Annotated in this window: 26 protein-coding genes; 12 read left to right on the top strand and 14 right to left on the bottom strand. The window is 73.6% G+C overall.

Going from position 1 to position 21959, the window contains the following annotated elements:
* Positions 1-19: 19 nt before the first annotated feature.
* The gene (locus tag ACW62_RS17890; protein ID WP_053205479.1) at positions 20-247 is read right to left on the bottom strand and encodes a hypothetical protein; all 228 of its coding nucleotides are present in this window, start codon (positions 245-247) and stop codon (positions 20-22) included.
* 243 nt (positions 248-490) lie between these two features.
* Between ACW62_RS17890 and ACW62_RS34790 the strand changes: the two genes are divergently transcribed.
* Entirely contained in the window at positions 491-706 is a 216-nt protein-coding gene (locus tag ACW62_RS34790) for a DUF2188 domain-containing protein (protein ID WP_053205478.1), read from the top strand.
* Positions 707-786: 80 nt separating this feature from the next.
* Positions 787-3627, top strand: a complete 2841-nt coding sequence (locus tag ACW62_RS17880; protein WP_053205477.1) for an FAD-binding and (Fe-S)-binding domain-containing protein — start codon at positions 787-789, stop codon at positions 3625-3627.
* 11 nt (positions 3628-3638) lie between these two features.
* Here the strand turns inward: ACW62_RS17880 and ACW62_RS17875 are convergent, their stop codons facing one another.
* The gene (locus tag ACW62_RS17875) at positions 3639-4424 is read right to left on the bottom strand and encodes an alpha/beta fold hydrolase (protein ID WP_053205476.1); all 786 of its coding nucleotides are present in this window, start codon (positions 4422-4424) and stop codon (positions 3639-3641) included.
* Positions 4425-4441: 17 nt separating this feature from the next.
* Positions 4442-4741 (bottom strand): DUF1905 domain-containing protein, encoded by a 300-nt coding sequence (locus ACW62_RS17870; RefSeq protein WP_053205475.1) that lies wholly within the window; start codon positions 4739-4741, stop codon positions 4442-4444.
* Positions 4742-4860: 119 nt separating this feature from the next.
* Here ACW62_RS17870 and ACW62_RS17865 point away from each other — a divergent pair, with 119 nt between their 5' ends.
* Positions 4861-5496: a TetR/AcrR family transcriptional regulator gene (locus tag ACW62_RS17865; protein ID WP_053205474.1), complete on the top strand. Its 636-nt coding sequence runs from the start codon at positions 4861-4863 to the stop codon at positions 5494-5496.
* A 44-nt stretch (positions 5497-5540) separates the two neighbouring features.
* Here ACW62_RS17865 and ACW62_RS17860 read toward each other — a convergent pair whose 3' ends face one another.
* On the bottom strand, positions 5541-6476 hold the full coding sequence (locus ACW62_RS17860) for a type IV toxin-antitoxin system AbiEi family antitoxin domain-containing protein (RefSeq protein ID WP_053205473.1): 936 nt from the start codon (positions 6474-6476) through the stop codon (positions 5541-5543).
* A gap of 119 nt (positions 6477-6595) precedes the next feature.
* Here ACW62_RS17860 and ACW62_RS17855 point away from each other — a divergent pair, with 119 nt between their 5' ends.
* Positions 6596-7555, top strand: a complete 960-nt coding sequence (locus ACW62_RS17855) for an ABC transporter substrate-binding protein (protein WP_083459878.1) — start codon at positions 6596-6598, stop codon at positions 7553-7555.
* Between the two features lie 37 nt (positions 7556-7592).
* Here ACW62_RS17855 and ACW62_RS17850 read toward each other — a convergent pair whose 3' ends face one another.
* The 3 genes from ACW62_RS17850 to ACW62_RS17840 are packed head-to-tail and all read right to left on the bottom strand — an operon-like array spanning position 7593 to position 10167.
* The gene (locus ACW62_RS17850; protein ID WP_053205471.1) at positions 7593-8255 is read right to left on the bottom strand and encodes a methionine ABC transporter permease; all 663 of its coding nucleotides are present in this window, start codon (positions 8253-8255) and stop codon (positions 7593-7595) included.
* Complete coding sequence (locus ACW62_RS17845) at positions 8252-9283, bottom strand: methionine ABC transporter ATP-binding protein (RefSeq protein WP_053205470.1); 1032 nt, start codon at positions 9281-9283, stop codon at positions 8252-8254. Before ACW62_RS17845 ends, ACW62_RS17850 begins: the two co-directional genes overlap by 4 nt.
* Positions 9283-10167 carry a MetQ/NlpA family ABC transporter substrate-binding protein gene (locus tag ACW62_RS17840; protein WP_053205469.1) on the bottom strand — a complete coding sequence of 295 codons (885 nt, stop codon included), beginning with the start codon at positions 10165-10167 and terminating at the stop codon, positions 9283-9285. The genes ACW62_RS17845 and ACW62_RS17840 overlap by 1 nt, the downstream gene beginning before the upstream one ends.
* A 347-nt stretch (positions 10168-10514) precedes the next feature.
* Between ACW62_RS17840 and ACW62_RS17835 the strand changes: the two genes are divergently transcribed.
* Genes ACW62_RS17835 through ACW62_RS17820 form a run of 4 tightly spaced genes read left to right on the top strand, consistent with a single transcriptional unit; the run spans position 10515 to position 12876 of the window.
* Entirely contained in the window at positions 10515-10985 is a 471-nt protein-coding gene (locus ACW62_RS17835; RefSeq protein WP_053205468.1) for a hypothetical protein, read from the top strand.
* The gene (locus ACW62_RS17830) at positions 10868-11515 is read left to right on the top strand and encodes a hypothetical protein (protein WP_169792077.1); all 648 of its coding nucleotides are present in this window, start codon (positions 10868-10870) and stop codon (positions 11513-11515) included. Before ACW62_RS17835 ends, ACW62_RS17830 begins: the two co-directional genes overlap by 118 nt.
* Before the next feature lie 28 nt (positions 11516-11543).
* Positions 11544-11972 carry a pyridoxamine 5'-phosphate oxidase family protein gene (locus ACW62_RS17825; protein ID WP_053205466.1) on the top strand — a complete coding sequence of 143 codons (429 nt, stop codon included), beginning with the start codon at positions 11544-11546 and terminating at the stop codon, positions 11970-11972.
* 19 nt (positions 11973-11991) lie between these two features.
* Positions 11992-12876, top strand: a complete 885-nt coding sequence (locus ACW62_RS17820; RefSeq protein ID WP_053205465.1) for an SMP-30/gluconolactonase/LRE family protein — start codon at positions 11992-11994, stop codon at positions 12874-12876.
* A gap of 9 nt (positions 12877-12885) precedes the next feature.
* Here the strand turns inward: ACW62_RS17820 and ACW62_RS17815 are convergent, their stop codons facing one another.
* Entirely contained in the window at positions 12886-13071 is a 186-nt protein-coding gene (locus ACW62_RS17815) for a hypothetical protein (protein WP_053205464.1), read from the bottom strand.
* Positions 13072-13269: 198 nt separating this feature from the next.
* On the opposite strand from ACW62_RS17815, the gene ACW62_RS17810 reads away from it, so the two are divergent.
* From ACW62_RS17810 to ACW62_RS17800, 4 genes are all read left to right on the top strand, one after another.
* Positions 13270-13677: a YciI family protein gene (locus tag ACW62_RS17810; RefSeq protein ID WP_053205463.1), complete on the top strand. Its 408-nt coding sequence runs from the start codon at positions 13270-13272 to the stop codon at positions 13675-13677.
* Positions 13674-14819: an RNA polymerase sigma factor gene (locus ACW62_RS17805; RefSeq protein WP_053205462.1), complete on the top strand. Its 1146-nt coding sequence runs from the start codon at positions 13674-13676 to the stop codon at positions 14817-14819. The genes ACW62_RS17810 and ACW62_RS17805 overlap by 4 nt, the downstream gene beginning before the upstream one ends.
* 348 nt (positions 14820-15167) lie before the next feature.
* A complete protein-coding gene (locus ACW62_RS36550) occupies positions 15168-15827 on the top strand; it encodes an endonuclease/exonuclease/phosphatase family protein (protein WP_420843601.1) in 660 nt (219 codons plus the stop codon).
* Entirely contained in the window at positions 15824-17146 is a 1323-nt protein-coding gene (locus ACW62_RS17800; RefSeq protein ID WP_053205461.1) for a hypothetical protein, read from the top strand. The genes ACW62_RS36550 and ACW62_RS17800 overlap by 4 nt, the downstream gene beginning before the upstream one ends.
* On the opposite strand, the gene ACW62_RS17795 is transcribed toward ACW62_RS17800, so the two are convergent.
* The 6 genes from ACW62_RS17795 to ACW62_RS17770 are packed head-to-tail and all read right to left on the bottom strand — an operon-like array spanning position 17133 to position 21934.
* Positions 17133-17747 carry a hypothetical protein gene (locus tag ACW62_RS17795; RefSeq protein WP_053205460.1) on the bottom strand — a complete coding sequence of 205 codons (615 nt, stop codon included), beginning with the start codon at positions 17745-17747 and terminating at the stop codon, positions 17133-17135. The genes ACW62_RS17800 and ACW62_RS17795 overlap by 14 nt on opposite strands.
* Entirely contained in the window at positions 17744-18382 is a 639-nt protein-coding gene (locus tag ACW62_RS17790; protein WP_053205459.1) for a hypothetical protein, read from the bottom strand. The genes ACW62_RS17795 and ACW62_RS17790 overlap by 4 nt, the downstream gene beginning before the upstream one ends.
* Positions 18382-19017 carry a hypothetical protein gene (locus ACW62_RS17785; RefSeq protein ID WP_053205458.1) on the bottom strand — a complete coding sequence of 212 codons (636 nt, stop codon included), beginning with the start codon at positions 19015-19017 and terminating at the stop codon, positions 18382-18384. Before ACW62_RS17785 ends, ACW62_RS17790 begins: the two co-directional genes overlap by 1 nt.
* Positions 19018-19053: 36 nt before the next feature.
* Positions 19054-19821: an ATP-binding cassette domain-containing protein gene (locus ACW62_RS17780; protein WP_053205457.1), complete on the bottom strand. Its 768-nt coding sequence runs from the start codon at positions 19819-19821 to the stop codon at positions 19054-19056.
* Entirely contained in the window at positions 19818-20852 is a 1035-nt protein-coding gene (locus ACW62_RS17775; RefSeq protein WP_083459876.1) for an ABC transporter permease, read from the bottom strand. Before ACW62_RS17775 ends, ACW62_RS17780 begins: the two co-directional genes overlap by 4 nt.
* Positions 20840-21934, bottom strand: a complete 1095-nt coding sequence (locus tag ACW62_RS17770) for a substrate-binding domain-containing protein (RefSeq protein WP_053205456.1) — start codon at positions 21932-21934, stop codon at positions 20840-20842. Before ACW62_RS17770 ends, ACW62_RS17775 begins: the two co-directional genes overlap by 13 nt.
* Between the last annotated feature and the right edge of the window lie 25 nt (positions 21935-21959).

Genomic DNA, 21959 nt, shown 5'->3' with positions numbered 1-21959 from the left:
GGCCCCGCCGCGGCCCGCGTCAGGGCCGCGCGTCGCCGGCTTCGCGCTCGAGCTCGGCGATCAGCTCGTCCAGCCAGGCCCCGATGGCCCGCCGCTGAGCGCGAGGGTCGTCGTCACCGTCGCCGGCCGGGATGCCGGTGCGCTGCGCATACTCGGTGAAGTGCGCCGCCAGCCCGACGGCGTCGAGGTCGCGGTCGTCGCCGTCCCACTCGGGGTCGGACGGCTTCGGCCGCGCCGGCGTGTTCATGCGCCCCCCACTCCGCCCGCGCCGAGCGGTCGTCTCGAGCTCAGGGATGCCATGCTACCGACCAATCCAGACGGTGGTGATCTCCTGGACGTACCTGCCGATACCCACGAAGGACGCCCTCGACACCTGCCGCAGGTGACGACCATGTTTGCCGAACGGACCGGCAAAGGTCGACGAAAGGCCAGCGCGCGGCCCCGCTCCGGGACGACGATGGTGGTGAGCGCGGAAAAGCAGGGGGTCGGCATGGCTGCAGGGGACATCCACACGGTGCCACGGGGCGACCGGTGGGCCAACGTCTTCGAGGACGGTGACCGCCTCATCGTCAGCGCGGGCACCAAGGAGACGGCGGCCCGCATGGGCCGCGAACTGGCCCGCCTCCGCGGCGTCCGCCACGTCATCCACGAACGCGACGACCACGCCGACGCACCCGCGCGGGCCCGCGACCTCGTCCGCGGCTGAGCCGAGTCCGGGGCGACCCCGGGCCGACGGCGGGAGGGACCGCCGCACGCGTGGTCAGGCCACACCGGTAGGTTCGCCTCGTGACCCCCGTCATCGACGTCGACGCGTTGCGAGCCGCGGTCGGATCGGCCCAGGTCAGTGACCGCATCGCGGACCGGGCCCGGATGGCGCACGACGCGTCGCACTATCTGCTGACGCCGGCCGCGGTGGTGACGCCGGCGTCGGTGCCCGAGGTGGCCGCACTGCTCGCGACCGCGCACCGCGACGGCGTCGCGCTGACGTTCCGCTCCGGCGGGACCAGCCTGTCCGGCCAGGCCGGCACCGACGCCGTCCTCGTCGACACCCGGCGGCACTTCGGCGCCGTGACGGTGCTCGACGACGACGACGGCGTGCGGGTGCGGGTGCGGGCCGAGCCGGGCGCGGTCGTGCGCCGGGTCAACGCCGCGCTGGCGCCGTACGGCCGCCGGCTCGGGCCGGACCCGGCCAGCGAGGCCGCCTGCACCGTCGGCGGCGTCGTCGCGAACAACTCCTCCGGCATGACCAGCTCGACGACGGCGACGGCGTACCGCACGCTGGCCGGGCTGGAGCTGGTGCTGCCCAGCGGTACGTACCTCGACACCGCCGAGCCGGACGCCGACGGCCGGCTGGCCGCCCTGGAGCCCGAGCTGCACGCGGGCCTGGTCCGGCTGCGCGACCGGCTGCGTGCCGACGCCGTGCTGCGCGGGCGCATCGAGCACCAGTTCTCGATGAAGAACACCATGGGCTACGGCCTCAACGCGTTCCTCGACCACGACCGCCCGGCCGACCTGCTGGCGCACCTGGTGGTCGGGTCGGAGGGGACGCTGGCGTTCGTCGCGTCGGCGACGTTCGACACGCTGCCGGTGCTGCCACACGTCGCGACCGCGCTGCTCGTGTTCGACCGCCTGGACGCCGCCATCGCGGCGCTGCCCGCGCTGGTCGGCGCCGGTGCGGGCGCCGTCGAGCTGATGGACTCCACGTCGCTGCGGGTCGCCGCGGCCGACCCGCGGGCGCCGGAGACGATCCGGTCGCTGCGGATCGAGCAGCACACCGCACTGCTGGTCGAGGTGGCGGCCGAGTCGGCGGCCGAGCTGGTCGCGCTGGCCGGTGACGTCGGCGCGGTCATCCAGCGGCTGCCGCTGACCGCGCCCGGCGGGCTGTCCACCGACCCGGGGCAGCGAGCCGCCGCCTGGCACGTCCGCAAGGGCCTCTACGCGACGGTCGCCGGCGCCCGGCCGCAGGGGACGACCGCGCTGCTGGAGGACATCGTCGTCCCGGCGCCCGCGCTCGGGCCGGCCGTGCGCGACCTGCAGGGGCTGTTCGACCGGTACGCGTACGGCGACGCCGTCATCTTCGGCCACGCCCGCGACGCCAACCTGCACTTCATGATCACCCCGCGGCTCGACGACCCGCGCGAGCTGGACGCCTACGCGGCGTTCACCGAGGACCTCGTCGACCTCGTGCTCGGCGCCGACGGCTCGCTCAAGGCCGAGCATGGCACCGGCCGCATCATGGCGCCGTACGTGCGCCGCCAGTACGGCGACGAGCTGTACGCCGTCATGCGCGAGGTGAAGGAGCTGTGCGACCCGCGCGGCGTGCTGGCGCCCGGGGTCGTCCTGGACGAGGACCCGCGGGCGCACCTGCGCCACCTCAAGACCGTCCCGCCCGTCGACCCCGCGCTCGACACCTGCGTCGACTGCGGTTACTGCGAGCCGGTCTGCCCGTCGCGCGGGGTCACGACGACGCCCCGGCAGCGGATCGCGCTGCTGCGCGAGATCGCCGTCGCCACCCCCGAGGTGCGGGCCGAGCTGGAGCAGGCGTACCGCTACGACGCCGTGCAGACGTGCGCCGCCGACTCGCTCTGCGTCACGGCCTGCCCGGTGCAGATCGACACCGGCCAGGCGATGAAGGCCCGCCGGGCGGAGTCGCTGGGCCCGGTCGCGCAGCGGGCCGGGAAGACCGCCGCCCGGCACTGGGGCGCCGGCGTCACCGCCGCCCGGGCCGGCCTGCGGGTCGCGTCGGTGGTGCCCGGCCCCGTCGTGTCAGGTGCGTCGTCGCTGGCCAGGGCCGTGTTCGGGACCGAGTGGATCCCGGCGGCGGACGGCTCGCTGCCGGGCCCCGGCCGGCCGCGGCCGTCGTCGTCGTGGCCAGTGCCGCACGCGGCCGAGGCGGTGTACTTCCCGGCCTGCATCGGCGCGCTGTTCGCCCCCGAGGGTGACGGCGACGGCGTCACCGCGGCGTTCCTCGCGCTGGCGGCGCGGGCCGGCGTGGCGGTGGCGATCGCCGAGCGGACGCCGTCGCTGTGCTGCGGCACGCCGTGGGCGTCGAAGGGGCTGACGGTGGGCGCCGCCGTCATGGCGCAGCAGGTGTTCGCCGCGCTCTGGCCGCTCACCGACGACGGCCGGCTGCCGGTCGTCGCCGACGCGTCGTCCTGCTCGCACGGGCTGGCCGGGCTGGCGTCCTCCCTGCCTGCGCCCGACGCGGCGAAGTGGGAGCGGGTGACGGTCGTCGACGCCGTGGCGTTCGTCCGGTCGTCGGTGCTGCCGCGGCTCGCGCCGGTCGCCGACGACCGCCGGCTGGACCGCGTCGTCCTGCACCCGACCTGCGCGAGCGTCCACCTGGGCGACGTCGACGACCTCGCCGCCCTCGGCGCGGCCGTCGCCCGCGAGGCCGTCGTGCCCTCGAACTGGGGCTGCTGCGGCTTCGCCGGCGACCGCGGCCTGCTGCACCCCGAGCTGACCCGTGGCGCGACCGAGGCCGAGGCGGCCACCGTCGCCGCGCTGGGGGAGGCCGACGGGTACGCGTCCTGCAACCGCACCTGCGAACTGGGCATGACCCGCGCCACCGGCAAGCCGTACCGGCACGTGCTGGAGCTGCTGGAGGAGGCGACCCGCCCGGCCTGACGCCGCCGCCGTCAGGCCGACGTCACGAACCGCGCCAGTTCGGCCGCCATCGGCGCGACGTCCCAGGTGTGGTCGGCGCCCGGCATTTCCTTCTTGACGCTGCCCGGGATGGTGGCCAGCACCGACGCGGCGGCCGCGTGCATCTCGTCGAACGTCTTCTCGCCGAGCAGGAACTCGGTCGGCACTCGGACGTTCGCGAACAGCTCGGCCTGCGGCCCGGAGTCGGCCCAGACCAGCGACTCGCCGTCGGCGCGGTAGCTGACCACCTGGGCGGCGAACATGTCGTACATCGGGTCCTTCTTGGCCTCGGCCAGCCACTCCGGCGGCATGTCCTTCATGTAGTGGGTCAGCGCGCCGTCGAAGTCGCCCGCGTCCATGCGCCGCTCCACCTCGCCGATCCACTCGGCGACGGTGCCGACCGGCGCGATCGGCGCCTCCCACAGCGCCAACGCCGTCACCGGGAGCCCGTTCGCGGCCGCGGCCAGCGAGATCGAGCAGCCGGACGAGTGCCCGCACAGCGCGGCCTTGCCGCCGAGGAGGTCCATCAGCGCGCGCAGCGCGGCGAACTCGCGGTCCAGGCCGATGGGGGTGTTCGTGGTCTCGCTCTCGCCGCGGCCGATGCGGTCGTAGACGATCGTGGCCAGGCCCTGCTCGGCCGCCAGCTCGGCGGTCGCGGTGGTGACCGGGTCGATGGCGCGGAACGGGCCGGCGCCGGCGACGAAGACCAGCCCGGGGCCGTCGCCGTAGCGGTCGAAGGCGACGCGGTCGCCCAGGGCGGTGGTGACGTACTCGGTCATGACGTGCTCCTTCGGAATCAGCGGCGGTGCTGGAGGTGGATGGTGACGTCGTCGCCGGCGCCCTTGCCGATGGCCTTCCGCACGGCCGCCTTGACCGGGACGATGTGCGTCCCGTCGCCCAGCGGCAGCAGCGTGGCCTCGAACGGGTGACCGTCCATGGTGCCGGCGACCTTCACCGGCTGCCGGGTGCCGAACACCCGCGCGGAGTCGGCCATGACGACGACCGTCCAGCTGTCCGGCGCGTTGACGCCGCCCTGCGTGAGCGTGGCGCCGAACCTGACGTCGATCGGGCCGGTCTCGGTTGCGGTAGCGGACACCGCTCTCACCTCCGGTTTCGTTCAAACTGGACCGTCCAGTGTGGTCAGACTAGACTGTCCAGTATGATGACGTCAACAGGTCGATCCGGCCAGGGTTGATCCGCGAGGAGGGAGCGCCGATGGCGCAGACCGGCGCTCGGCCGTGGGCGAGGTCCGACGAGAAGCACCGGGCGATCCTCCGCGCCGCCCGCGAGGTGTTCCTCAGCAACGGCTACCTCGGCACGAACATGGACCTCATCGCGTCCCGGTCCGGGGTGTCGAAGCAGACCGTCTACACGCACTTCGGCAGCAAGGAGGCGCTGTTCGTCGAGATCGTCGGCTCGATGACCGGCGACGCCGGCGACCGCGTCCACCACGAGCGCCCCGAACTGGGCGACGACGCCGAGCTGGAGGCGTACCTGCGCGCGTTCGCCGAGCGGCAGCTGCGCATCGTCACCGAGCCCGAGCTGCTGCAGCTGCGCCGCCTGGTCATCGGCGAGGTGGGCCGGTTCCCGGAGCTGGCGAAGGTGCTCTACGAGCGCGGCCCGCAGCGGGCGATCGGCGAGCTCACGGCGATGTTCGAGGTGCTGGACGAGCGCGGGCTGCTCACCGGCGCCGAGCCCGCCGCCGCGGCCGAGTGGTTCAACTGGCTGGTCATGGCCGCGCCGCTGAACCGGGCCATGATGCTCGGCGACGCCGCAGTCCCAGGCGACGACGAGTTGCGCCGGCACGTCGCCGACGCGGTCCGCATCTTCCTGACGGCGTTCGGCCCATGATCATCGGCGATCCACCACGTCATAGTGTGGTCGATCGCCGATGATCATGGGGCGCTGCAGCCGGGCCGGCAGGAGCGGACGGTGCCGGTCCAGCCGCGGGCGGTGAGGACGTGGGCGTGTTCGGCGGCGACGGTGCAGGGGTTGGCGTAGATGTCGGCGTGGCCGTAGCGGAGGGTGGCGTGGCCGTCGATGGTGGCGTGGTTGTCGCGGTGGTGGTCACGGAACCGGCCCTCGCCGGTGTGGCCGAGGCGTCCGTCGAGTTCGACGCGGAGGTGGTAGGGCGGGTAGTCGACGTCGATCCAGGTCACGCGGTGGCCGGTGATGCGTTGTTGGCGGTGGCCGGTGGGCAGGCTGTGGGCGCGTTCGACTCGGCGCAGGTGGCGCAGCTCCAGCGGCGACTGTGCTCCGTCGGTGACGTCGGCGAGCATGGCTTCGGTCATGGGTCGCCAGCGGATCTTCTTGCGCCGTCCGAGGGTGTCGGCGAGTCGTTCGGGGGTGGTGAGGCGGCGTTGGCAGGCGGCGGTGACCCAGCCTTCGGCGTCGCGTGGGTGGGGTGCGACGTCGACGAGGTCGAGGACGGTGTCGTCGAGGCGGGTGCGTGGCGGGTTCTTGGACGGGTGCCGGGAGTGCGGCAGTCGGTGTGCGTAGTGGACGCGGACGCCGTCGATCTTGGTGCGGACGTGCCGTTCGGCGGGCGCGGTGACGTGGATGACCGGACCGGCGTCGTCGCACAGGCCGTCGAGGTAGGCGGCGGTGCGGTGACTGGCCACCGCGCCCGGCCCGGCGCGCAGGATCGCCGCCCACACCCGCGCCTCGAACGTCGGCGGACCCGTGAACGCCGCGTACACGCCGAGGTGAACGCGCCGCCACCGCCCCGACGCGACCAGCCACTCGATGCGGCGGTCGGTCAGGCCGCACGCGTGCGCCTGAGCACGACTCAGCACACCGTGCTGAACGGCGATCAGGTCGTCGAGATCCACGCCTGCCAGCCTGCGCGACCCGGCGCCGTCGCACCAGTCCCATGTCGTCGCCTGTGGATACCCATGATGGTCATGAGACGGGTATATTTGGTTAGGCGGCCCTAAGTTAGGGTCGCCTCATGAGAATCGCGCCCTTTGTGCTCGGCCTCGCCGTCGTTCTGGCCGGTTGTGGGGGCGGTGACGGCGACGGCGACGCCGCGCCGGCCGCCGGTACGGCCGGTACCGTCACCGTCGAGCACCAGTTCGGCAGCACGGAGATCACCGGCGTGCCGCAGCGCATCGTCACGCTCGACCTGCAGTGGACCGACGTCATGCTGGCGCTGGGTGCCGAGCCGGTCGGGTACGCCGTCGACGCGTTCATGCCGGAGTCCGGCGTGCCGTGGCAGGAGTTGCCCGGCGACGCCGAGCCGCTGCCGCTGGACGACGGCCCGCCGATCGAGCGGATCGCCGAGCTGCAGCCCGACCTCATCCTCGGCAGCTACACGATCGCCGACCAGGGCGTCTACGACCAGCTGTCCGGCATCGCGCCGACCATCGCCGGCGAGGACCCGCTGCAGGTGACGCCGTGGCAGGACCTGGTGCGGACGGCGGGGGAGCTCCTCGGCGAGCCGGACCGGGCCGAGGAGGTCATCGAGGAGGTCGACGGCGAGGTGGCGGCGGTCGCCGGCGCGCTGCCCGGGCTGGCCGGCAAGACCTTCTCGCTGGCGCAGTACGTTGTCGGCGACTCGCTCTACGTCGTGGCCGACGAGCAGGACGGGTCAAGCGGGTTCTTCCGGCAGCTCGGCATGGTGATGTACGCGCCGGTCCGCGACGAGGGCGAGGCGACCGGCGACACCCGGATCATGGTCAGCCCGGAGCGTTCGGACCTGCTGCGCGCCGACCTGCTGGCGTTCCTCGTCAACGGCGGCGACGAGAGCGACCTCGCCGACATCCCCGGCTTCGACCAGCTGCCCGGGACCGTCGCCGTCCTCGACTACCCGGCCATCGTCGGGCTGAACACGCCGTCGCCGCTGTCCGTCCCGTACGCGCTGGAGCGGCTGCGGCCCTACCTGGAGGAGGCCGCCGGTGCGGCGGGGTGAGGCGTCGCGGGTGCCGGTTCCCCGTCGCCCGGCGACGTCAGCGGTGCAGCGCCTTGCGCGCCAGCCAGTTCCCGAGCAGTTGCGCCAGCTGCACCATCCCGATGATCACCAGCACGGTCACCAGCGTGACCTCCCAGTTGAACCGCTGGTAGCCGTACACGATGGCGAAGTTGCCCAGCCCGCCGCCGCCCACGTAGCCGGCCAAGGCCGACATGTCGACGATGCCGATGAGCAGGAACGTGTAGCCGAGGATCAGTGGCGCGAGCGCCTCCGGCACCAGCACCGTCACCAGGATCCGCAGCCGCGACGCGCCCATCGCCCGGGCCGCCTCGATGACGCCCGGATCGGTCGCGACGAGGTTCTGCTCGACGATGCGTGCCGTCACGAACGTCGCCATGATCGCCATCGCGAAGATGACCGCGTCGTTGCCGATGGTGGTGCCGACGACGGCCAGCGTCACCGGGCCGACCGCGGTGATGAAGATGATGAACGGGATCGGCCGCACGACGTTCACCGCGACGTTCAGGATGGTGAAGACGACGACGTTCTGCAGCAGGTTGCCCCGCCGCGTCGCGTACAGCAGCACGCCGAGCACCAGCCCCAGTGCGCCGCCCACGCCCACCGTCACGCCGACGATGTACAGCGTCTCGCGCACCGACTCCCACAGGATCGGCGACAGCTCCGACCAGTCGCGGTTCACGCTCGCACCCCCGCCGTCCCGAGGTCGTCGACGTCGGTCGTCTCCCGCAGCCGCGCGATCAGCGCGTCGACGGCCCCGTCGGCGCCGGTCAGCTCCAGGGTCAGCGAGCCGAACGGCCGCTCGTCGATCTCGGTGATGCCGCCGAACACGATGGTCCCGTCGACGCCGTGCTCGCGCAGCGCCGCCGTGACGTCGACGCCGGACTCACGGATGCCGACGGTGATGATGCGGCCCGGGTGCCGGTGCCGCAGGCGATCCAGCGCCTCCGGCGTCGGCCGGTCCTTCAGGGTCGTCGCGACGAACCGGCGGGTGGCCCGCTCGCGCGGCGCGGCGAACACGTCGTAGACCGGGCCGTGCTCGATCACCCTCCCGGCCTCCATGACGGCGACCCGGTGCGCGAGCAAGCGGATCACGTCCATCTCGTGCGTGATGACGATGACGGTGACGCCCAGCTCGCGGTTGACCCGGCGCAGCAGCGCCAGCACGTCCTGCGTGGTGTCCGGGTCGAGCGCGCTGGTGGCCTCGTCGGCGAGCAGGATCCGCGGCGACGTCGCGAGCGCCCGGGCGATGCCGACGCGCTGCTTCTGGCCGCCGGACAGCTGCCGCGGGTACGACTTCGCCTTGTCCGCGATGCCGACGTAGTCGAGCAGCTCGGCGACCCGCGCCGCCCGCTTGTCCCGCGGCCAGCCGGCCACCTTCAGCGGGTACCCGACGTTGCCGGCGACGGTGCGCGAGTTGAGCAGGTTGAACTGCTGGAACACCATGCCGATGCCGGCCCGCACCCGCCGCAGCTGGGACTCGCCGAGCGCGGTGACGTCCTGCCCGTCGACGAGCAGGCGGCCGGACGTCACCGGCTCCAGCGCGTTGACCAGCCGGACCAGCGTGCTCTTGCCGGCGCCGGAGTAGCCGATGACGCCGAAGATCTCGCCGGCCTCGATGTCCAGCGTCACGCCGTCGACGGCGCGGACCGCGCGGTCGCCGGACCCGAAGACCTTGCTGACGTCCTGGAAGCTGATCAGGGCTGCCATCAGTGCGCGGCGAGGTCCGTCTGGATGCCGTCGAGGATCTCCGACAGCTGGTCAGACGGGTTGTCGGTGAACACCGCCGTGCCGCCGGACGCCTCCGACGACGCCGCCTCCACCTCCGGCGAGTGGTACAGCTCGACCAGCCGCTGGAACGTCTCGTTGTCGACCTCGTCGGACCGCGCCACCCACACGTTGATGTAAGGGCGGGCGCCCGGGCTGTCGGCGTGGTCCTGGTAGAGGGCGTCGGTGGGCTCCAGCCCCGCGTCGGCGACGAAGTCGTTGTTGATCACCGACGCGTCGACGCTGTTCAGCGCCGTCGCCGTCTGCTCGGCCGCGACCGGCGTGACGCTGACCCGCGACTCCGCCTCGACGACGTCCGACGGCAGCGACGTCGAGCTGCCGCCGCCCTCGAGCGTGATCAGCCCGGCGTCCTGCAGGACGAGCAGCGCGCGGGCCTGGTTGGTCTCGTCGTTCGGGATCGCGACCTCGCCGCCCTCGGGGATGTCCTCCAGCGACTCGTGCTGCTGGGAGTACAGGCCGAGCGGGTAGATCGCCGTCGCCCCGATCGGCGCCAGGTCGTCGTCGTTCGCCACGTTGTAGGCGGCCAGGTACTGCAGGTGCTGGAACTGGTTGAGGTCGAGCTGGCCCTGCGACAGCGCCGGATTCGGCTGCGTGTAGTCGGTGAAGTTCACCAGCTCGACGTCGATGCCCTCCGCGTCGGTCAGCTCGGTGAAGGCCGTCCAGTAGTCCTCGCTGGCGCCGACCACGCCGATGCGGATCGGGTCGCCGGACTCGCCGGACGCGGTCTCGGTGTCGCCTCCGCCGCACGCGGCCAGGACGGCGGCGGCTGCGGTGAGGGCGAGGGGCAGGGCGATGCGGCGATTCATGGCGTGCGTGTCTCCTTGATGAGGGTGTGGTTCGCGCGGGGTGGGCGCGGGGAGCCGCCGGGTCCGGGCGCGGCGGGGTCGCCGGCCGGTGACCGGGGCGGGATGCCGCGAGGTGACGTCAGGACGACGTCAGCGGCAGTGGCGCATTCGCATCGGACACAGGGACATGCCGCGGCCGGTGGCCGTGGTCACGATCCGGGCGGTGTCGGACGATGCGCGAGACATGCGTCCATCTTCCCGATTGGACCAGTGGTCTCCAAACGGAACGCGGTGTGATCTCATATTGTGAACAAAATTCGGTCAGAATGTGAGACGGATGACTCCGGGGGCGCTGGCACCATGCGTCCATGCCGAGTGATCCGTCCGCGGACATCGCCGCCGACGCTGGCGACGAGCCCGGTGCGGTCGAGCTCGTGGAGACCAGTGACGAGATCGTCGCGCATGGACCGGACGCCCCGGCTGACGTGGCCGCGGCGGTGAACGCCGCGCTCGAGTCGCTGGGCGAGGCGGCGGCGAACCGGGAGAGGCTGCGCAGCGAGCTCCAGGCCTGCGTCTTTCTGGCCCTCGGTGTGGCCTGGCTGGGCATCGGGCTGGCGCGCGAGTGGCCTGAGCCGCGGTCGTGGGGCTGGTTGTGGGACGTGGTGGCGCCGCTGCTCGCGACGGCGTGGGTGGTGGTCGCGGTCGCGACCGGGGTGTTGTCGTGCTGCTCGTGGTGCGGGTGCTCCGGCGCCGCCCCGGGCAGTCCGCCGGCGCCGCCCTCGCCGAGCTGTGGCAGTCGCTCGGGCAGTGGCCGGATGACCGCCAGGAACAGCGCCTGACGATGTTCACGCCATTGCTGAACGTCGTGGTGCTCGGCGTCACGGCCCTGGTGCTGTGGCCCTGCGAGCCGTACGGCGACTGGAACGTCGTCGTGCCGGCGCTGACGAGCCTGATGGCGATCGTCGTACTCGCACTGCTCGCGGAGTTGATCGTGCTGGCGCGGCACCCCTCGGACCCGAGGGACCTCGTCATCGAGGCGCTCTTCGAGACGTATGCGAGCGCCACCGGGGTCGCCGTCGCGGCGGACTATCCGGTCGACTGGCGGCGGTCGCGCAGTGCGCGTGTGGTGTTGGCGCGCGGGCTGGTGGCGGCCAGCCGCGGTCGGTGGGAGGAGCTGGCCCGGGCGGAGCCGGCCAGCGCGGCGCCGCGCATCATCACGTCGATCGTGCAGCGCGTCGCCATTGCCGCTGTTGTCGTCGTCGCCGGCCTGCTGCTGGCGACGCGGTTCGGCGACGTCCGGGTGCAGGATCAGCTCCGCGGCGTGCCGCGGGGATCCGGCGGAATAGCTTGCGCCGATGCTGTGCTGTGATCGCCATCACTCGACGAAGGGATCGACGATGCTGCCGGGTCTGGACGACGCCGCCACCGAGACCGCGCTACACCGCCTCGACGCCGAGGAGGAGATCTGGATCACGACGGTGCGCGACGGCGGGCAGCCGCAGACGTCGCCGGTCGGGTTCCTCTGGGACGGTGCCCGCTTCACCGTGCTCAGCCGGCCCGGCGCGGGCAAGGTCCGCAACCTCGGCGGCAACACCCGGGTCTCGCTGCACCTCGAGCTCGACCGCACCGCGCAGACCACCGGCGGCGTCCTGACCGTCGAGGGCGACGCCGTCGTCGAGGCGGGGCCGCTGACCGGCGCCGAGGCCGACCGCTACGTCGCCAAGTACGGCGCGATGATGGAGCTGGTCGGCATCACCCGCGACGAGTTCTTCGGCGACTACTCCACCGTCATCCGCGTCACGCCCACCCGGGTGCGCGCCTACTGAGGCGTGGCATCCTGTCCGCGTGACGAGCCCCCTCGCCGACGGTGCCGCGCTGGAGCGGCTGTACACCGGGACCGAGTGGGCCGAGGGCCCGGTCTGGCTGCCCCGCGCCCGCCGCGTCCGCTGGAGCGACATCCCCAACGACCGCATCCTCGAATGGGACGCCGCGACCGGCGCGACCACCGTCTACGGCACCGGCGTCGAGTACACCAACGGCCGCACCCTCGACCTCGACGGCCACGTCGTCCAGTGCTCGCACGGCCGCCGCCGGGTCGAGCGCGACGTCGGCGGCGTCGTCACCCCGATCGTCGACTCCGTCGAGGGCCGCCGGTTCAACTCGCCCAACGACGTCGTGGTGGCGGGCGACGGTGCGATCTGGTTCACCGACCCGCCGTACGGCATCCACGAGAGCGGCCGCGAGGGGAACCCGGGCGAGCAGGAGTACGGCGGCTGCCACGTGTTCCGCTACGACGAGGCGAGCGGCGCGCTGACCGCCGTCGTCACCGACATGGAGCACCCGAACGGGCTGGCCTTCGCGCCGGACGAGTCGGTGCTCTACGTCGCCGACACCGGCGCGCGGCCGGGTGACCCCGCGGAGCGGTCGATCCGCGCCTACGACGTGGCGGACGGCCGGTGCGGGAACGGCCGGGTGTTCGCGACGGTGCGCCCGGGCGCGGCCGACGGCATCCGGGTCGACGAGGAGGGCCGGGTGTGGGCGTCCAGCGCGGACTCCGTGCAGGTGTTCGCGCCGGACGGTGAGCGGGTCGCCGTGGTGCCGGTGCCGGAGACCGTCGCCAATCTCTGCTTCGGCGGCGACGACGGCTCCGACCTGTTCGTCGCGGCCACCACCAGCCTGTACCGGATCCGCACCGCGACGCGGCCGGCGACGCGTCATCGCACCGGCTGAGCTGCGGCCCTAGCCGGCGGCGGGCGTCTCGATCTCGATCAGGCCGGAGTCGCCGCCACCGGCGCCGCTGTTGAGCAGGAGGACCGAGGTGGCGATCATCAGGACGGCCACGAGCAGCAGGACGGCGAGTTTCGCCGGGGTGCCGGTCTCGAGGAGCCGGCGGCGCAGTGGTGCCAGGGCGTGGCGGTCGGACATCGTCGTCCTCTCGTCAGGGCAGCGTCATGTTGACCGTATGTGACAACCACCCTGACACGCCATCGAATCCCTCACATCGGACGAAATCGGATGCATCCGGTCCCGGGCTGCCGGCGGCGATGTCGAGAACCGGCGCCCGGCTCCGTCCCCGGGGTGAACGCGACCACAATGGGTCGCATCAGGACCGAGGAGAACACGATGGCCAAGTACCTGCTGCTCAAGCACTACCGCGGCGCCCCGGCTGCGGTCAACGACGTACCGATGGACCGGTGGACGCCGGAGGAGATCGCGGCGCATTTGCGGTACATGTCCGAGTTCGCGGCCAGGATCCAGGCGACCGGCGAGTTCGTCGGCGAGCAGGCCATCGCGCCCGAGGGCACCTTCGTCCGGTACGACGGTGAGGGGCGGCCGCCGGTCACCGACGGCCCGTTCGCCGAGACCAAGGACCTCGTCGCCGGCTGGATGGTCATCGACGTCGACAGCTACGAGCGCGCCGTCGAGCTGGCCGGGGAGCTGTCCGCCGCGCCCGGGGCGGGCGGTGAGCCGATCCACGAGTGGCTCGAGCTGCGTCCGCTCCTCGGCCCGCTGCCCACGGTGACTGAGTGAACGAGGTCCTGCTGCGGGAGCTGGTGCCCGCGGTGATCGGTGTCCTCGTCCGGCGCGGAGCGGACTTCGCGTCGGCCGAGGACGCCGTGCAGGAGGCCCTGATCCGGGCGCTGGACACCTGGCCGGACGATCCGCCGCGCGATCCGAAGGGCTGGCTGGTCGCGGTCGCGTGGCGCCGGTTCCTCGACGCGACCCGGGCGGACGCCGCGCGCCGCCGGCGTGAGGACCTCGTCGACGACGAACCGGCGCCCGGGCCGGCGCCCGCGGCGGACGACACGCTCCAGCTCTACTTCCTCTGCGCGCACCCGTCGCTGACGCCGTCGTCCGCGGTCGCGCTCACGCTGCGCGCCGTCGGCGGCCTGACCACCCGGCAGATCGCCCGGGCCTACCTGGTGCCCGAGGCGACCATGGCGCAGCGCATCAGCCGGGCGAAGCGCACGGTGTCCGGCGTCCGGCTCGACCAGCCCGGCGACGTCGCCACCGTGTTGCGCGTCCTCTACCTGGTCTTCAACGAGGGCTACTCCGGTGACGTCGACCTCGCCGCCGAGGCCGTCCGGCTCACCCGGCAGCTCGCGGCCGCGATCGAGCACCCCGAGGTGGCGGGGCTGCTCGCGCTGATGCTGCTGCACCACGCCCGGCGCGCCGCCCGCATCGCGCCCGACGGCAGCCTGGTGCCGCTCGCCGAGCAGGACCGCGGCCGGTGGGACACCCGGTCGATCGCCGAGGGGGTGGAGATCCTGCAGGCGGCGCTCGCGCTGGACCGGCTGGGCGAGTTCCAGGCCCAGGCCGCCATCGCGGCGCTGCACGCCGACGCGCCCACCGCCGAGGAGACCGACTGGGTGCAGATCGTCGAGTGGTACGACGAGCTGGAGCGGCTGACCGGCAGCCCGGTCGTCCGGCTCAACCGCGCGGTGGCCGTCGGGGAGGCGGACGGTGCGCGGGCCGGCCTGGCGGCGCTCGCGGAGCTCGACGACTCGCTGCCCCGGTACGCGGCGGTGGCGGCGTACCTCCACGAGCGTGACGGCGACCTGGTGACGGCGGCCCGGCTGTACGCCGAGGCGGCCGGCCAGGCGCCGAATCTCGCCGAGCGCGACCACCTCACTCGCCAGGCCGCCCGGCTCAACGCCCGGCTGCGGGCCTGACGGCTGTCACGACGCCGCCGGCCGGACATGAGCGTCGCCTCGACGTCCAGCGTCAGCGCCAGCAGCAGCGCCGTCCCCGCCACGCCGGCCCCGTAGACGACGACGTCGGCGGCGTCGCCCTGCAGGACGGCGGACAGCGCCAGCGGGTCGCGCGCCTGCCCGTCGACCCCGCCCGGCCCGCGGACCAGCGTGTTCACCTCGTGCGCCGCCAGCGGGAGGTCGACGCCGCGCAACGTCCAGTCCGGCCGGCCCAGGGCGGCGGCCCAGCCGGGGAAGACGTCGTGGCTGCGCGAGCCGGCCGTCGTCACGCCGCCAATCTACGGCGCCGCTCCGCTAGCGTGGCGAGCCATGCCGGACATCCGGATCCTGCACTGGAACATCCACTCCTGGCGCGACGACGACGGTGCCCCGAACGTCGACGCGGTGGCCTCGCTGCTCGCCGCGACCGCCCCTGACGTCGTCTCACTGGTCGAGGTCGAGGAGGCCTGGGGCAGCGCGTCCGTGCTGGCCTCGCTGGCCGATCGGTTCGGCTACGCCTGGGTCTTCCCGCCCACCGTCCACCACGGCGATTCCGACCGCCCGCGCGGGGGTGGCGGCGCGGTCGGCCGCGCTCGACCGCCTGCTGACGCTGACCGCCGGTCCCCTCCTACCCGGCGTCCGCCCCCGCCGAACCGATCGACTACCTCCTCGACCGCGCCGGCTCCGACCACCTGCCGCTCCTCGCCACGCTCGCGCTGTGATCGTCCTGGTCGTGACCAGCCGCGCCAAGGCCGCACCCGGGCACGGGGTGGTGCGGCCGCACACCACCCAGAACCGGCCGATGCCCAAGTCGCGGGCGGATACCCGAATTTCCGACGCGTGCAGGCCCGATCTGGCCGGCATCCGCCGGATTCTCGGGTAACCGCCGGGTCGGCGAACATCGCGGGTGCGCACCGGTCCCGGCGCGACTTCGTCCCGTTCGGCCACTATCCTGAGGCGTCCGTTCTGACCCGGGATGACCTGCGATGACCTTGACCGAGACACCGGCCCGGCGCGGCCTGGGCGGCACGCTGCGCGCTGCCGCCACCGACCTGTTCGCGGTGCTGGGGCGGGCCGGCCGGCTGCTGGCCGGGCACTGGCCGGTGCTGCTGGCGATCCTGTTCGCCGGTGAGGCGGGCCGGTACGCGGCGCTGTGGGCGGCGGTCGAGCTGAGCGAGTTCAGCGGCACGTTGGGCGTCCTCGTGCTGGTCCTGGGCCCGCTGGCGGCGGTGAGCGCCCTCATCGCCGCCCTCTACGCGCTGCGCCACTCGCTCCCGTCGCTGCAGGCGGGCGCCGACGATGCGGCCGGCGCCGACGACGCGGCCGGCGACCGGCCGGGGCGCGAGCACGCGAGCGTGGTCTCCGTGCTGGGCAGCGTGATGATCCCGTTCCTCGCGATCTACGCGTCCTACGGCTACCTGTCCGACGACGTGTTCCGGTTCGTGAACACGGCGGTCACCGACGAGCTGCTGAACAACCCCGACCTGCTGCTGGGCACCGGCGAGGTGGACGAGAACCGGACGGCGCTGGCGACCGGCTGGCTGGCGATGGCGCTGGTGGCGATCGCGATCGTGCTGCGGTACGGGCTGGGCGCCCTGGCGCAGCGCCGCCCGATGCGGTGGATCCCGTGGGTCGCCGCGTACGTCGAGGTGTTGTGGCTGGTCACGCTGGCCCGCATGCTCGCCAGCCACCAGGAGGCGGCGTTCGCGTGGCTGGAGGAGCGGGCCGTCACGCAGGCGGTCGCGGACGGGTGGCGGTCGCTGGTGGCGTTCTTCGGCCCGGTCGGCGACGCCGTCGACACGGGCAGCCGGTGGCTGTTCGACCTGCTCGGCGACGCCGACGCGCTGCTGGTGATCCCGGTGGCGTGGCTGACGGTGGGCGCGGTCGTGTACGGGCAGCAGCTGAGCGAACCGGAGCGGCGCCGGCAGGCGTCACACCGGCGGCAGCGCGGCGGGCTGGTCCGGCGCATGCACGCGCCCGCCCGGCAGGTCGGCAACGAGCTCACCGGCGGCCTCGGCGAGCGGTTCGGCGCGCTGGCCAGCGGCTTGCGCCGGCTCGCGGTGGCGGGGCTGGCGCCGATGCTGCTGTTCGCGCTCGCGTTCGTCATCGCGCAGCGGCTGGAGTACGCGGTCGAACTGATCTGGCGCGAGCTGCTCGGGCCGCTGCCGCTCGGCGCCTACCTGGCCTTCGTCCCGCACACCGGCATGGTGTCGCACGTCGTCGGCACCGTCGCCGTGGTGTGCCTGCTCGGCGCGGCGATCGACCGCGTCCTCGGCCGCGCGGCCCGCGAGCCCGTCAGTCTGCGCTGATCAGCAGCCCGTCCGGCGGCCCCCAGCTGAGCACGACCTCCGCCACCTCGACGCCGTCGGGAAGGAGGACGACGGGGCTGACGGTCCACTCGTCCGGGCGGCGCGGGCCGGTGTCGGGGTCGATCCCCTCGAACAGGTCGAGGTCCGGGCCGCGGGCGTCCGGCGGCACGCACGGCGACGTCGCCTGGCTGATCGACGGCGACGTGGACTGGTAGGCGTACTCGGTGCCGGACGCGTCGCGGACGACAAGGTTGCAGCTCGACAGCGGCACGTCCGGGGCGGCGGACAGGGTGAGGTCGACGGCGACGGCCTGGACGCCCGCGGGCGGCTCGAGCGGGTCGTCCTCGCCGAACGGCGCCTCGGCCGCGCGGACGTCGTCCAGCCGGACCCGCACGGTGAACGGCCGGTCGCCGCCCCGGTCGTACTGGCTGGCCGAGAACGTCACCCATTCGCCTCGCTCGGCGTGGACGAGGTCGCGCGGCTTCTCCATCCACCAGTACGTCTCGACGCGGTACGAGCTGGCCGCGAGCGCCGCCACGATCGTCACCGGCAGCGCCACCAGCCCCCAGCGGTTGCGCCGCCACCACCCGGGCGGCGTCACGGCGCGTCCCCGGGCCCGTCGGCGGCGCCGGCCACCTCGACCGGCTCGTCCGACGCGGCCCAGGCGCCGGCGTCGTCGCCGGTCAGGCCGAGGTCGATGACGGCGATGTCGTCGCGGCGGTGGTCCTCGGGGTTCGGCTGCAGGGTGACGATCAGCCGGGCGCCGTCGACGGCGTCGGCGGGCAGCTCGATCGCGGCGGAGACCCGGCGCGGGATGCCGGGCTGCGCCGCGCCGCCGGAGCTGTACGGGTTGCGCTCGACGCTGGTGCGGAACTCGCGGCCCTCGGCGTCGCGGATCGCCACGTATGTCGGCACCTGCGGCTCGCCCGCCGCGGTGTACGTCCAGTCGACGACGACGTACACGCCGCCGGTCACGTGGATCGTGCCGTGCGGGTCCTCGATCCGCGTGGACCCGGCGACGGAGGTCACCTCGACGTCGCCCCAGCGGGTCTCGACGCGGTCGCCGACGCCGCCGGTCCGCTCGAACGGCGCCTCCGTCTCGTCGTCGACCGGCATCAGGCCCTCGACGGCGCGGCCGGTCGCCAGCGCCGCGACCAGCAGGACGGCGAACGCCGCCTGCCGCGGCAGCCCGGTCCGCCGGCCGGACGCCGGGTGCGCCACGCGACGGCCGCCCATCAGGACTCCTCCTCGGCCGGCGCCGTCACCTCGAGGTCGCCGGCGACGACGGGCGCGGGGTCCAGCCACTCCATCGACCGGTCGATGGAGCTCTCCCGCAGCGTCCGCCCGACCAGCACCAGCCGCGCCTCGGACGGGGCGTCGGCGCGCACGTCCTGCTCCCACACCAGCGCGACCTCGTACTCCAGGCCCGGCTGGACGGCGTCGAGGCGGGTGCCGTCGGCCATGACGTAGACGGCGTCGGCGGGCACGGGGCCGTCGCCGTCGGCGGGCACGCCGGGCACCCCGTCCAGCGCGACGCTCTCGGACAGCATCGCGCCGTACTGCGTCGTCGTGCCGGTCGCGGTGACGGTCGCGACCAGCGCCAGCACGCGGGTGCCGTCGTCGCCCTCGGACACGCCCGGCAGCTCGTCGACCACCCGCAGCCGGTCGGCCGTGACGACGAACGGGCCGAGGTCGACGGACTCGCCGACGGCCAGCGGCTCGACCTCGGCGGCCGGCTTCTCCATCGGATCGAAGCCGCCGGCGACCAGCACGGCCAGCACGATCGCGCCGGCCGCGCTGCCCGCAAGCGGCAGGTGCTGGCGCGGGGCACGCGAGCCCAGGCGCCGCAGCCGGCCCCCCGACTCGGTCATCACGGGACCAGAGTGTAAGGCCCCGGCGCCGTGGGGTCAGGCGGCCGCGGCGCCGGTCATGATGGCCACCCCCTCGGCCATGGTGTGCGACGACGGCGTGACGACCCCGGCCGAGCGGCCCAGCCGCTGCACGTGGATGCGGTCCGCCACCTGCCACACGTGCGGCATGTTGTGGCTGATCAGGACGATGCCGAGGCCGTTCTCGCGGAGCCGCTCGATCAGCGCGAGCACCAGGTTGGACTCCTTGACGCCGAGCGCGGCGGTCGGTTCGTCCAGCACGACGATGCGGCTGCCGAACGCGGCGGCCCGGGCGACGGCGACGGCCTGGCGCTGGCCGCCGGACAGCGACTCGACCGGCTGGGTGATGTTCTGGATGGTGCTGATGCCGAGGTCGCGGACGGCGTCGGCGGCGCGCCGGCGCATGCCGTGCTTGTCGAGCATCCGGAACACCGAGCCGAGCGGGCCGGGACGGCGTTCCTCGCGGCCGAGGTAGAGGTTGCTGGCGACGTCGAGGGCCGGCGCGACGGCGAGCGTCTGGTAGACGGTCTCGATGCCGGCGTCGCGGGCGTCCTGCGGACGGCGGAACGTCACCTCGCGGCCGTCGCAGATGATCGTCCCGGCGTCTGGGATCAGCGCGCCGGTGAGGCACTTGATCAGCGTCGACTTGCCGGCGCCGTTGTCGCCGATGACGGCCAGCACCTCGCCCTCGTACACGTCGACGTCGACACCGTCGAGGCCGACGACCCGGCCGAACGTCTTCACCAGCCCGCGCGCGGCGAGCACCGGGGTCCGCGTCGTCGTCATGCCCGCACCCTCCTGATCCACTGGTCCACCGACACCGCGGCGATGACGAGGATGCCGACGGCGAGCAGCCGGTACTGGTCGTCGACGCCGGCCAGCGACAGCCCGACGGCGAACGACTGGACGATCAGCGCGCCGAGCAGCGTCCCCAGGATGCCGCCGCGGCCGCCGAACAGGCTGGTCCCGCCGATGACGACGGCCGTGATCGACTCCAGGTTGGCGTCGGCGATCGCGTTCGGGCTGGCCGCGCCGGCCCGCCCGATCAGCACCCACGCCGCCAGCCCGTAGATCAGCCCGGCGACCGCGTACACGCTGAACAGCACCTGGCTGACCCGGATGCCGGCCAGCCGCGCCGCGTCGGAGTCGTCGCCGACGGCGTACACGTGCCGCCCCCAGGCGGTCTGGCTCAGCGCCCACCCGACCACCAGGTACATCAGCGCCACCAGCACGACGCCGTAGGTGAGCCGGAAGTCGCCCAGCGGGAACGTCGTCCCGGTCCAGGTCAGCCAGTCGGGGAGGTCGGCGCCGGGCACGCTCTGCCCGCCGGTGTAGATCAGCACGATCGCGGTGAACACGCTCAGCGTGCCGAGCGTGACGATGAACGGCGGCAGTCCGACCCGGGTCACCAGCAGCCCGTTGAGGCTGCCCGCCGCCATGCCCGTCGCGACGCCGACGACCAGCGCGAGCGGCGCCGGCACGCCGTGCTCCGCGGCGAGCATGGCGGCCAGCATCGACGACAGCACCGCGATGGCCCCGACGGACAGGTCGATGCCGGCGGTCAGGATGATCAGCGTCTGACCGATCGCCAGCGCCGCCACGACCGCCGTCTGCTGGATCAGCAGCGACAGCGCGGCCGGCGCGGCGAACCGGTCGTTGAGCAGCGTGAACGCGACGCAGGTCAGCAGCAGGATGATGGCCGGGCTGAGCGCCGGATGGGTGTGCAGGACATGCTGCACCCGCTGGGCGGGGGCACGGCGGCGGCGCTCCAGCTCCGCCGCCGCCCCGCCCGGTTCGTCGGTGGTCAGCCCCAGCACTTGTCCGTGCCCTCGGTCGTGTCGATGCTCTCGACGCCGTCGGCCGGCGTGTCCGTCACGAGCGCGACCCCGGTGTTGAAGAAGTCGAGGCCGTCGCTGGGCGTCGGCGGCTCGCCGCCGCGGGCGATGTCGGCGATCGCCTTGACCCCCTCCGACGCCATGAGCAGCGGGTACTGCTGCGCGGTGGCGCCGATGCGGCCGTCCGTCACCGCCTGGACGCCGTCGCAGCCGCCGTCGACGGAGACGATCAGCACGTTGTCGGCGACGCCGGCCGCCTCCAGCGCGGCGTGCGCCCCGGCGGCGGACGGCTCGTTGATCGTGTAGACGACGTTGATGTCCGGGTTGCGGGTCAGGCAGTTCTCCATGGCCGTGCGGCCGCCGTCCTCCGCGCCGCCGGTCGGCTCGTTGCAGGCGATCTCGTAGGTGCCGCCGGAGTACTGGCCGGTGGCCGCCTCGTCGCCGTTGCGCTTGTCGTCGCCGAGCTCGATGCCCATGCCGGACAGGAAGCCCTGGTCGCGGTTGTAGTCGACGGAGACGATCTTGTCGTTGAACAGGTCCAGCAGCGCGATGGTCGCCGGCTGCCCGCCCAGCTGCGCCGCCGCCCACTGGCCGATCAGCTCGCCGGCCTCGAAGTTGTCGGTGGCGAAGGTGATGTCGACGATGTCGGCGGGGTCGGGCGGGGTGTCCAGCGCGATGACGAACAGGCCGGCGTCGCGGGCCCGTTCGATCGCCGGGTTCACGCCCGGGCCGTTCGGCACGATGAGAATGCCCTGCTCGCCTGCGGCGATGGCGTTCTCGATGGCCTGGATCTGGCCCTCCTCGTCACCGTCCTCGGCGCCCGCGGCGATGGTGAGGTCGACGTTCTCCTGCTCGGCGACCTCCTTCGCGCCGTCCTGCATGGCGACGAAGAACGGGTTGATCGAGTCCTTGGTGATGAGGGTGACGGCGACGGTGTCGCCCTCGCCGGCCGTCGCGCCGCCGCCGTCGTCGTCCCCACCACAGGCGCCCACCGTGAGCAGGGCGGCGGCGGTGACGGCGACGACACCGGCGAACCGGGTCCGGCGCGGTCGGGATGTGGTCATGACGCTTCCTCCTGAATGGCGCGGC

The sequence above is a fragment of the Jiangella muralis genome, assembly GCF_001270745.1.
In the GTDB taxonomy this organism is placed as follows: Bacteria; Actinomycetota; Actinomycetes; order Jiangellales; family Jiangellaceae; genus Jiangella; species Jiangella muralis.
The sequence above is the reverse complement of the archived record's forward strand: the minus strand, read 5'-3'. Positions and strand labels throughout refer to the sequence as shown.

Excerpts from the sequence above, each read along its gene's own strand:
- ACW62_RS17890 (WP_053205479.1), bottom strand. The coding sequence starts at position 247 with ATGAACACGCCGGCGCGGCCGAAGCCGTCCGACCCCGAGTGGGACGGC.
- ACW62_RS34790 (WP_053205478.1), top strand. The coding sequence starts at position 491 with ATGGCTGCAGGGGACATCCACACGGTGCCACGGGGCGACCGGTGGGCC.
- ACW62_RS17875 (WP_053205476.1), bottom strand. The coding sequence starts at position 4,424 with ATGACCGAGTACGTCACCACCGCCCTGGGCGACCGCGTCGCCTTCGAC.
- ACW62_RS17865 (WP_053205474.1), top strand. The coding sequence starts at position 4,861 with ATGGCGCAGACCGGCGCTCGGCCGTGGGCGAGGTCCGACGAGAAGCAC.
- ACW62_RS17855 (WP_083459878.1), top strand. The coding sequence starts at position 6,596 with ATGAGAATCGCGCCCTTTGTGCTCGGCCTCGCCGTCGTTCTGGCCGGT.
- ACW62_RS17845 (WP_053205470.1), bottom strand. The coding sequence starts at position 9,283 with ATGGCAGCCCTGATCAGCTTCCAGGACGTCAGCAAGGTCTTCGGGTCC.
- ACW62_RS17840 (WP_053205469.1), bottom strand. The coding sequence starts at position 10,167 with ATGAATCGCCGCATCGCCCTGCCCCTCGCCCTCACCGCAGCCGCCGCC.
- ACW62_RS17835 (WP_053205468.1), top strand. The coding sequence starts at position 10,515 with ATGCCGAGTGATCCGTCCGCGGACATCGCCGCCGACGCTGGCGACGAG.
- ACW62_RS17825 (WP_053205466.1), top strand. The coding sequence starts at position 11,544 with ATGCTGCCGGGTCTGGACGACGCCGCCACCGAGACCGCGCTACACCGC.
- ACW62_RS17815 (WP_053205464.1), bottom strand. The coding sequence starts at position 13,071 with ATGTCCGACCGCCACGCCCTGGCACCACTGCGCCGCCGGCTCCTCGAG.
- ACW62_RS17810 (WP_053205463.1), top strand. The coding sequence starts at position 13,270 with ATGGCCAAGTACCTGCTGCTCAAGCACTACCGCGGCGCCCCGGCTGCG.
- ACW62_RS36550 (WP_420843601.1), top strand. The coding sequence starts at position 15,168 with ATGCCGGACATCCGGATCCTGCACTGGAACATCCACTCCTGGCGCGAC.
- ACW62_RS17800 (WP_053205461.1), top strand. The coding sequence starts at position 15,824 with ATGACCTTGACCGAGACACCGGCCCGGCGCGGCCTGGGCGGCACGCTG.
- ACW62_RS17790 (WP_053205459.1), bottom strand. The coding sequence starts at position 18,382 with ATGGGCGGCCGTCGCGTGGCGCACCCGGCGTCCGGCCGGCGGACCGGG.
- ACW62_RS17785 (WP_053205458.1), bottom strand. The coding sequence starts at position 19,017 with ATGACCGAGTCGGGGGGCCGGCTGCGGCGCCTGGGCTCGCGTGCCCCG.
- ACW62_RS17780 (WP_053205457.1), bottom strand. The coding sequence starts at position 19,821 with ATGACGACGACGCGGACCCCGGTGCTCGCCGCGCGCGGGCTGGTGAAG.
- ACW62_RS17770 (WP_053205456.1), bottom strand. The coding sequence starts at position 21,934 with ATGACCACATCCCGACCGCGCCGGACCCGGTTCGCCGGTGTCGTCGCC.